This is a genomic window from Kitasatospora sp. NPDC056138, assembly GCF_042264695.1.
Classification (GTDB): Bacteria; Actinomycetota; Actinomycetes; order Streptomycetales; family Streptomycetaceae; genus Kitasatospora.
On the sequence record NZ_JBHJVK010000132.1, the window covers coordinates 1 to 7936 of the forward strand.

The 7936-nt window shown below is 72.5% G+C and carries 6 protein-coding genes and 1 pseudogene; 1 reads left to right on the forward strand and 6 read right to left on the reverse strand.

The annotated features are described in order from the left end of the window. The 4 genes and pseudogenes from ACFC1R_RS38010 to ACFC1R_RS38025 form a co-directional block, all read right to left on the reverse strand. The coding region (locus ACFC1R_RS38010) for a hypothetical protein (RefSeq protein WP_375946295.1) at positions 1 to 489 on the reverse strand (489 nt) is incomplete at its 3' end. 1022 nt (positions 490 to 1511) lie between these two features. Further along, on the reverse strand, positions 1512 to 2192 hold the full coding sequence (locus ACFC1R_RS38015; RefSeq protein WP_375946296.1) for a DUF5701 family protein: 681 nt from the start codon (positions 2190 to 2192) through the stop codon (positions 1512 to 1514). A 232-nt stretch (positions 2193 to 2424) separates the two neighbouring features. Beyond that, positions 2425 to 3833: pseudogene (locus tag ACFC1R_RS38020) on the reverse strand (HelD family protein); the annotation flags it as partial. 31 nt (positions 3834 to 3864) lie between these two features. Then, positions 3865 to 4407 carry a CGNR zinc finger domain-containing protein gene (locus ACFC1R_RS38025; protein ID WP_375946297.1) on the reverse strand — a complete coding sequence of 181 codons (543 nt, stop codon included), beginning with the start codon at positions 4405 to 4407 and terminating at the stop codon, positions 3865 to 3867. Positions 4408 to 4488: 81 nt separating this feature from the next. Between ACFC1R_RS38025 and ACFC1R_RS38030 the strand changes: the two genes are divergently transcribed. After that, positions 4489 to 6078: an FAD-dependent monooxygenase gene (locus ACFC1R_RS38030; protein WP_375946298.1), complete on the forward strand. Its 1590-nt coding sequence runs from the start codon at positions 4489 to 4491 to the stop codon at positions 6076 to 6078. 459 nt (positions 6079 to 6537) lie between these two features. Here the strand turns inward: ACFC1R_RS38030 and ACFC1R_RS38035 are convergent, their stop codons facing one another. Then, positions 6538 to 6954, reverse strand: coding sequence for a heme-binding protein (locus ACFC1R_RS38035; protein ID WP_375946299.1), 417 nt, complete (start codon positions 6952 to 6954; stop codon positions 6538 to 6540). A gap of 34 nt (positions 6955 to 6988) precedes the next feature. Further along, on the reverse strand, positions 6989 to 7936 hold a 948-nt coding region (locus ACFC1R_RS38040), incomplete at its 5' end, for an MFS transporter (RefSeq protein WP_375946300.1).

A 7936-nucleotide genomic window follows, 5' to 3' on the forward strand; every position in this document is an offset into this window, starting at 1 on the left:
ACCCTCGACGCACTTCGGGTCCACACCGTCGGCGGAGCTCCACGGCCCGACGGTCGCGATGGGAGCACCGTTGTCGCAGACCGCCCCGCGGAAGACCTCGATGGTCTTGTGGCTGTCGTTACGGATGTTCAGGCTCTTGGCACCCAGACCGCTGAGCACGGTGATGCAGTCACCCGCGTGCGAGGAGTACGACCGCTCGTTCACGAAGATCCGGCCCTCCTTGTGGTGGTGGTGCCGGTGCCCGCGACGCTCGTGGCCCTCGCGGCCCTCGTTGCCCTTGCGTCCGTTGTTGTTGTTCTCCTTGCCATCGTTACCGGAAAGCGCCTGTGCAGGAGCAGCCGCCTGTGCAGGAGCAGCCGCCTGCTGGACAACCGGGGCCGCCTCAGGCACCGGCTGGGAAGCAGCCGAGCTGTAGGTGAAGCCGGTCGCAGCCAGAGCCGCGGCAGCGCCGACAGCCGCGGTGATCGCGGTACCACGGGTGATCTTCATGAAACTTCTCCTGTTTCCGAGAGGCCGGCTGGACCGCCGACCCGTGATTTGAACGTAACGACGGCAGCCACATCGGGCACCTCGAAGAACCGGCACCACAGAGCCGAACGAGGTACCGGCACACATCCCCGGGCAGCCGAGACGAACGTCAACCCACTAGGAAAATAGGACAATTGATGTGAGATTAGCCCTTCCGGCTGAACCCTGACACCCGCTCACACCATCGGCGGCCGAACACCCCAGAACCCCCGGACGCGGTCTGGATGAACCACCGTCAGGGCAACCGGGACATCACCGAAGGCGCAGCCCCCCACTCCCGGGCGCGGCGAGATGAAGCACCGTCAGGGAACGGGGACCCCCAGCAGGGACACCCCCAATCCCGGCGCCTGCGGCTGGACAGCTTCGGGGAACAACCCGGCGGCCTCCAGCCGCACCGCCTCACGGCGCAGCCGACCCACCCTCGCCGCCAGCCCGCCCCCACCAGCACAGCGCAAACCAACCACACCGGTGCAGGACCCAGATGACCGTCGATCAGCCACCCGAACAGGCCAATCACCCCTTGCGGCTCGCCGCGCGTGGGCAGGCCGACCGGCCGGGGCACCGACGCTATGACGCCGGCCGGACGGCGCCGGTGAGGTGGACCAGCAGCGACTTGTGTCCGTTGGAGATGATGGACTCCACCGGGCTCGGGTCGGCGTCAGGCGCGAGTGCCAGGTCGGGGAAGCGTGCGAAGAAGGCGGGTCAGTGCGCGCCGGAGCTTGGCCAGGCCGTCCACGGTCTGGGCGGGCGTGAACCACGTCGCCGCCGCCGTCCTCGACCTCGTCCCCACCGGCGACGCCGAAACCGGCCTCCTTCCCGACTCCCTGACGACGCCCCGGTAGGACACCGCCTCACAACCGCCACCAGGCCGGCGAACCGCACCCCCGGCAACGCGGGGATGCGGTACTCCGCACCGGTCGTGCCGTCACTGCGCCGGATCACCCGGCTCCGCAGCCTCCACCGGGCCACACGGTCACGGCTCTCTACAGGTCCTGGCCCCGGCGGCCCGTGGCGGAGGCGAAGCCCAGCCAGGTGTGCCGGTTGCCCGCCCAGCACCAGCCGACCTTGGGGGCGTTGCGGCGCTCGCGGCCGTCCCGCCCCGTCCCGTTGCTGATCCAGATCGCCGGGGTGCGGGCGTCGAGGGCGCCGTTGGGCTTGCGCAGCCGGGAGCCGATCGTCATGAAGCAGCGGTTGCGCTCCAGGACTGCGGGCTGCTGCAGCACCCAGTGGATGCCTTCGGTGATCAGCAACGGGCTGCGAGCCTCGGCCGCGAGGGCGGGCAGCGCCTCCTTCGGGCTCCAGTTGGCCATCTGGTCGCCGCGCTGGAGGCCGGTGAGGAGGTAGAGCGGGGCGTCGGGCAGTGCGACCGTGTCGAGCGGGGCGAAGAGGTCGACGTCGGGCATGTCGGTGACGACGAAGCCCGCCCTGCCGTCTCGGCGGAGCAGCGGTGTGAGGGCGGAGGCAGGGACTCGGTCCGGGTGAACGGCAAGCAGGACGCCGTCACCCCCCACAGGGACATCGGCGGCTGCGGCGAAGGCACGGACCTCGGCGGCGGACAGCCCGGCGATCTCGTGCACCCCCAGCCCGATCAGCCGCTCGGCCTGCACGCTCAGCGCCGGGAGCACGGGAAGAACGGTGGAAGTAGCGGACGTGGTTTCAGGCACGACACTCCAAGGACAGCAACGTGGATGGGTCCAGGGCAACGAGACGGTCCGTCAGAACATTCCCGCCGTCGCCGCAGACCTGCCGAACCGTCCCGTGACCACGGCTGCGCACACACCGAACCAGCCCCGACCGGCCCACCATCTCGTCCGCCCGGCCGACCTCGGCCGACCTCGGCCCGGCAACGCCGACGCCTTCGCACCAGGGTCGCGCAGCACCGGGCCGGCCAACGGTTCACGGAAGCGGGACGGTGATCGTGCACAGTCGCTTGGTGGCCCCCGGGTGAGGGCGACGTACAGGTCGCGCTCGCCCCCGGGGTGGGCGGCGGTGATCCCGTCCGGGTCGACCACGACGGCGGCGTCGAACTCCAGGCCGCGCGCCTGCGAGGCCGGCACCAGTCGGGCGTGCTGCTCGATCCCCGCGGCCACGAGCTGCTCCGTCCTGCCATCGGCGCAGACCATCCCGATCAACTCGCCCGGGTACGCGGCGCCCTGCTCCCGCAACTTCCGCACGAGGGCGGTGACGAGCGATTCAGGGGACGCGGCAAGGGTTCGGGGCACCTCGCCGCGCCGGACCGATCGGATCGGTGGCCGGCCCGGGGCGATCCGGGCGAGCAAGTCCCCCGTGGCGGCGAGGATCTCCTGCGTGGTCCGGTAGCTGACGGTCAGGGTGCGCAGGTCGAAGCGCCGTCCGAGGTGCGGGCCGAGCGCCTCCGTCCAGTCCCGGGCCACCGCCGCCGGGCCTGCCTGGGCGAAATCTCCGACCAGTGTCATCGACCTGCCCGGGCAGCGGCGCACGACCATCCGCCACTGCATGACGGTGAGCTCTTGTGCCTCGTCGACGACGACGTGCCCGAAGGCGTGCTCAGGCGGGCCGTCGGCCAGGCCCGCCGCCTCGTCGAGAAGCGGCACATCGGCGTCCGTCCAGGGCGCACCGGGCGTTCGCCGCAGCAGGGACCGCTGGTCGTCGGTGAACTGCCGCAGGTGCGCGGCCAGCGCGTCGCCGTCCGTCAGCAGGGCGCGGACCACGTCGCCGGGCGTGAGCCGCAGCCACAGGTCCTCGACGGCCTGATCGAACAGGGCGTCGTCCAGGAGATCGGCGCGCACGGCCTCGGCGTCGAACTCGTCCGCACCTGTGGCGGGCGCGTCGTCGACACCGAGCCGGCGCAGGTCCGCTGCCGCGACCTGGTCGAGGTCGAGCCCGGTCAGTTGCGCGACCTGGGCGTCGATACGTTCGAGCGCCTCGGCGCCGCTGCGGGCGAGCTCGCGGACGAGGGCGTCGACCAGCAGCTCCTTGAACAGCCGACGCGCCCGGTTGTGCGCGAGACCACTGGTCCGTGCCGACTCCCGCGCCCGTGCGACGTCCCTGTCCTGCAGGCGAATCCACTCCTGCCCGACCCGGACCTCGAAGTCGCCGCCCGGGGCCTGCCGTGAGCGGACCACGGCGGCCAGCGCGTCGGCCAGCGCGGCGCTCCCCTTCAGACGCGCCACTTCGAAGGGGTCCGCGGCACCCGGTACGACGCCGGCCAGCGCCTCGCACGTCGCCAGGACGACGTCGTTCTCCCCGAGCGAGGGCAGGACCTGGCAGATGTAGTCGAGGAACCGCGCGTTCGGCCCCAGGACGAGTGCGCCGCAGCCTGCCGCCATGACACCTGCCGCGCGTGCCGACGAGTCGTCAGCCGTTGGCCCGCTGTGCCCGGTGGGCGGCGACGCGGACGCGGGTGGCACAGCGGGGGGTGCAGAACCGTTGTGGGGTGCGGCGGCCGGTGTCGATGAAGTAGTGGTCGCAGCCGGGGGCGGAGCACCGGCCCCATGCGCAGGAGCCGCGTTCGCTGAGCCACAGGCCGAGGGCGAGGGCGGAGGTGGACAGGAGCCAGTGGGTGAGCCCGGCGGTGGGGGGTGCCTGGGTGTGCAGCGACCACGGGCGGCCGGGGAGGCGGACGAGGCGGGGCCGGGCCGGGTAGCGGTCGAGCAGGGTGTTGATCGCCTCGGCTGCCTCGTCCTCGTCGTGGATGGCGAGGATGCGGATCAGGTGGGTGGCGGCCTGGCGGAGTTCCCGGGCGTCGGCGTCGGTGAGACGGAAGGGCGGGCCGCCGTGGCGCTTCAGGAGGTCCTGCAGGTCGGCGGCGCTCGCCCCGGGGTCGTCCCGGAGGGTGTTCGCCAGTTCGGTGATGAAGTGCAGGCCGCGGGGGTTGCCGCTGCCGGGGTCGTCGCTCATGGGTTCGCCCTAGTGATCGTTTGCCGGACACTCCCATGGTAACGTCGAAACCAATAGTTAGGCGTTACCAATGGGGGCGGTATGCGATTCCCGACAACGACGTCCGTGCTGGTCGTAGGAGGAGGTCCGGTCGGCCTTACGCTGTCGCTCCTGCTGTCCGAGTACGGCGTGCGACACCTGCTCGTCGAGGCGCACGAGGGCACTTCGCTGCACCCCAAGGCGCGCGGCGTGTCGGCGCGTTCGATGGAGGTCTTCCGTCGGCTCGGCGTGGAGGCGGACATCCGGCGGGCCGGACTCCCGGCCTCGCACGTCTTCTTCTACCGCGGCCGGGACCTCGTCGACCCGGACTTCGTGCGCACCGGGGTCTCGGGCGGGGCGGAGGAGGGCATCGAGCGCACCCCTTCGCCAGGGCTGATCTGCTCTCAGGACGCCCTGGAGACCGTGCTGCTGCGGCGTGGACGTGAACTCGCACCGGACGGCATCCGGTTCGCCACCCGGCTGCTGTCCTTCACCGAGGACGGCGAGGGCGTACGGGCGGTGCTGGAGGACCGGGTCACCGGCGGGCGCCACACCGTGCGCGCCGACTGGCTGGTCGGCTGCGACGGCGCGGCGAGCACCGTGCGCACCGGCGCCGGGATCGCGATGGAGGGACCAACGGGCCTGGGCCACTTCCTCAGCATCCGCTTCGAGGCGCCACTCGGCGAGGTCGTGGCCGACCGGGCGAGCGCATCGTACTTCCTCACCGCCCCCGGTCGCGGCGGCTTCCTGGCCGTGGACAACGACCGGCACTGGATCTACCAGCATCCCTACGATCCCCAGAGCGATGACACCGCACAACTCCTGCACGATCACCGGCAGTTGGCGCGGCTTGTCCGGGACGCCGCCGGTGTACCCGGCCTCCGTGTCACCGTCCGCGACACCATGACCTGGCGGATGGACGCCCAACTCGCCGAGTCCTACCGCAGGTCACGGGTGCTGATCGCGGGCGACGCGGCCCACGTGACACCGCCGACCGGCGGCCACGGCATGAACACCGGGATCGGCGACGCCGACAACCTGGCCTGGAAACTCGCCGCCGTCACCCGGGGGTCGGCCGGCGAGGGGCTCATGGACACCTACCAGGCCGAGCGCCGCCCGGTCGCCCGCCAGGTCATCGACCTGTCCCTGGCGAACTCCCGCACCCGGACCGGCTACCGGATCGACGACGAGCTCCTGCTCACCGCGGTCTATCGCTCCACCGCTGTCATCGCCGACTCCGACACCCCCTACCGCCCGCCGCTGGACCCGGGACGCGACCACTGGGGCGGCGAGCTCGGAGGCCGCGTCCCGCACCTGCGACTGGCCGGAGTTCCCGGGGTCTCGTCCACGCTTGATCTCGTCGGCCGCAGGTTCACCCTGCTCACGCACGACGGCGGCGCCGCCTGGCAACGGCAGGTGGACACCGCAGGGGCCGCGGGCCTGCCCGTCGTCCTGCGTCCGCTCGCCACCGGAGCGCGGGATGCGACGGACAGCGGGGACGGGACCGCGCCGTTCGGCGTGCCGTCGGCCGGAGCGGTCCTCGTGCGTCCCGACGGTCACATCGGCTGGCGGGCGCCGCGGCCGCCCGCGGACGATGCCGAACTGCTCGGCGTCCTACGGCAGATCCTCTCGGCGCGGCCGGCCCAGGAGTGACCAGCGAGACCGCGGGGCGCCCCGGGCACCGACAGCACCGGCAGGCCACGCCCGGGCCACGGCCTCGCCTTCCTCCACGTGATCCCCGCTCCTCCAGACCGTGCGCGGCGCCCAGCAGTGCCGACAACCTGGTGCCCCGGCAGCGGGGCCGCCGGGCCGGCCTGCCAGTGCGCCCCGCCCCGTTGGCAACGGGGCAGGGCATGGCGCCCGGCGGCCGTCACCGGCATTGAGCGTCGCGGCGTCGGCTCCGGGCGGCGCCCGGTCGTCCTTTCCGGGACCCGTAGGAGTCATCCCGGTCGACGGGCAGCCCGTGCAGACCGGCCAGCGCCTCTCCCGCGCGGCGACCTCGGGGTCCACCTGCCTTCGCCAGCGGTGGGAGCTGCCGATGGCCCGGGTGCACCGGGGTCATGACGGGGGGATTCGGAGCCCGGAGCCGACCCGGAGAGGAGGGCTCGGCGCTCAGACGAGTTCGGCCAGGGCGGTGGTGGCGAAGGCGTGGTCCTGGGCGGGGGTGCCGCCGCCGATGCCGAGGGCCCCGACGAGGCGCCCGTTGCGGTGGATCGGCACCCCACCGGCGATGAACAGCAGCGGGCGGTCGAGTGCGGTCGGCAGGGTGTGGAAGGGGCCGCCGGGCTGGACGGCGTCGACCAAGTCGGCGGTGGAGGTTCCGAGTTGCAGGGCGGTGTACGCCTTGCGAGTGCTGGTCTCACCGGCGATGAGGAGGGCGCGGTCGTCGCGGCGCAAGGCCAGCAGGTGGCCGCCTGCGTCCAGGACGCTGGCGGAGATCGTCACGCCCTGCTCCCCGGCGGCGTGGTGCGCGGCGGAGATGAGGCGGTCGGCGTCGGCAGTGGTGAGGGTGGTCGTGTCGGTGGCCATGGGGTTACTCCTGCGAGGTCGGGGTGGGGCGGGGTCAGTGGTGAACGGGAACCGCGGCCGGCACCGGGGCGGGAACGGCGGCCGGGGCACGCCGGCGCTCCAGCGCGGCGGACCAGAGGGCGAGGACGAGAGCGGCGGCGGCGAGGGCGGCGCCGACCCAGTTCGGGGCGGTGTAGCCGAGACCGCCCGCGATGACGATCCCGCCGAGCCAGGCCGCGAGCGCGTTGCCGAGGTTGAAGGCGCCGATGTTGACGGCGGAGGCCAGGGTGGGGGCGCCGTGGGCCTGGTCCAGGACCCGCTTCTGCAGCGGCGGGACGGTGGCGAAACCGAGCCCGCCCACCAGCAGGATCGTGACAGCGGCAGCGATCTTGTTGTGCGCCGTCAAGGTGAACAGGGCGAGCACGACGGCGAGCCCGCCGAGGGTGGTGTAGAGCATCGGCATCAGCTTGCGGTCGGCGAAGCGGCCGCCGAGGAGGTTGCCGAGGAACATGCCGACACCGAACAGAACCAGCAGCCAGGTGACCGCGCCGTCGGAGTAGCCGGCGACGTGGGTCATCATCGGGGCGATGTAGGTGATCGCGGCGAAGACGCCGCCGAAGCCGAGCACGGTCATCGCCATCGCGAGCAGCACCTGCGGGTTGCGGAAGGCGGTCAGCTCCCGGCGCAGGTGGGCGCCCTCGGACCGGGGCATGGCGGGCACGAGCCTGGCGATGCCCAGCAGCCCTATGACACCGAGCGCGGCGACGATCCCGAAGGTGGTCCGCCAGCCCACGACCTGGCCGATGAAAGTGCCGGCCGGCACGCCGACGATGTTGGCGATGGTCAGCCCGGTGAACATGGTGGCGATGGCGCCGGCCTTCCTCTCCGGGGCGACGAGGTCGGCGGCGACGACGGACCCGAGGCCGAAGAACGAGCCGTGGGCGAGCGAGGTGATCACGCGGCCGACCAGCATCATGCCGAAGCTGGGGGCGAGCGCGGACAG